This window comes from Bradyrhizobium manausense, from assembly GCF_001440035.1.
Taxonomy (GTDB): domain Bacteria; phylum Pseudomonadota; class Alphaproteobacteria; order Rhizobiales; family Xanthobacteraceae; genus Bradyrhizobium; species Bradyrhizobium manausense.
Map to the genome: position 1 here is coordinate 1 of NZ_LJYG01000096.1, position 1,086 is coordinate 1,086.

Annotated in this window: 1 protein-coding gene; it reads right to left on the reverse strand. The window is 37.3% G+C overall.

Annotation, left to right across the window (positions count from 1 at the left end):
- Positions 1 to 6 precede the first annotated feature (6 nt).
- On the reverse strand, positions 7 to 1,032 hold the full coding sequence (locus tag AOQ71_RS43740; RefSeq protein WP_004994718.1) for an IS30-like element ISAba125 family transposase: 1,026 nt from the start codon (positions 1,030 to 1,032) through the stop codon (positions 7 to 9).
- Positions 1,033 to 1,086 lie beyond the last annotated feature (54 nt).

The window sequence follows — 1,086 nt, forward strand, 5'->3', positions numbered from 1 at the left end:
GCGAATTCAAACATGAGGTGCGACAGTTTCAAAAGCCATATGATAATCAACAAGCTGAGCAAATTTCTCTAATGGTGTAAGCCAATCTAACGCCTTTCTAGGACGAGTATTCAGTGACATGGCAACTTGATTTAAATAATGCTGATCTGCCTGATTTAAATCAATCCCTTTAGGTAAATATTGCCTAATTAAACCATTCATATTTTCGCATGTGCCTTTTTGCCAAGGTGAATGTGGGTCACAGAAATATACATCTATGCCTAAATCTTCTTCGAGTATTTTATGTTCTGACATCTCGCGTCCACGGTCATAGGTCAACGTTTTACGCAGTTCTGCAGGTAAATATTTCAGAGCTTCAGTTAAAGCCTTGCGCACTGATTCTGCCTTTGCATCAGGTAATGTTGCCAAGATACAGAGCCGTGTATTTCGTTCAATAAGTGTTGCTATCGAACTTTTATTGTCTTTACCTTTAATTAAATCAGCTTCCCAATGACCCGGTATTTTTCTTTCTTGAACTTCGGCTGGGCGCTCATGAATAGTTTTAATATCCTGTAATATAGAATCTTTTTTAGGTTCACCGTTAGCTTTTCGCTTTTTATTTTCATGACGCAGACAGGATAATAAGTCTTTTTTCAACTCACCCTTGGGTAATGCTCGTATCGTTGAATAAATCGTTGTATGGCTTACATTCATTGTTTGATCCAAATCAGGAAATGTCTTTAAACGCTTTGCTATTTGCTGAGGAGACCATAAACAACGGATCGCTTCAACAATAAATTTCCAGAGGATTGAATCGATTTTGAGTTTTCTGTGACCACGTCTACGTCTAGCGAAGGTGTTATCAGAAGCATATCGAGCTTGATAAACGTCATTGATGCTATTTCTTTTAAGCTCACGATAGATCGTACTAGGATGTCTTTTAATGAGTTCAGCAAATTTTCTGGCTGAAAAGCCTTCTTTTCTTGACTCAAGCATTAATGCAGTACGATCTTCAAAGTTAAGATGATGGTATGACAATTTTATATACTCCATAAACCCTTTAAATTAATTAGGTGGTTTATGTCGCACTTCAAGTTTTACTCTGCC

Bases quoted from the DNA above. Each gene is read 5' to 3' on its own strand.
- AOQ71_RS43740 (WP_004994718.1), bottom strand. From the start codon at position 1,032: ATGGAGTATATAAAATTGTCATACCATCATCTTAACTTTGAAGATCGT.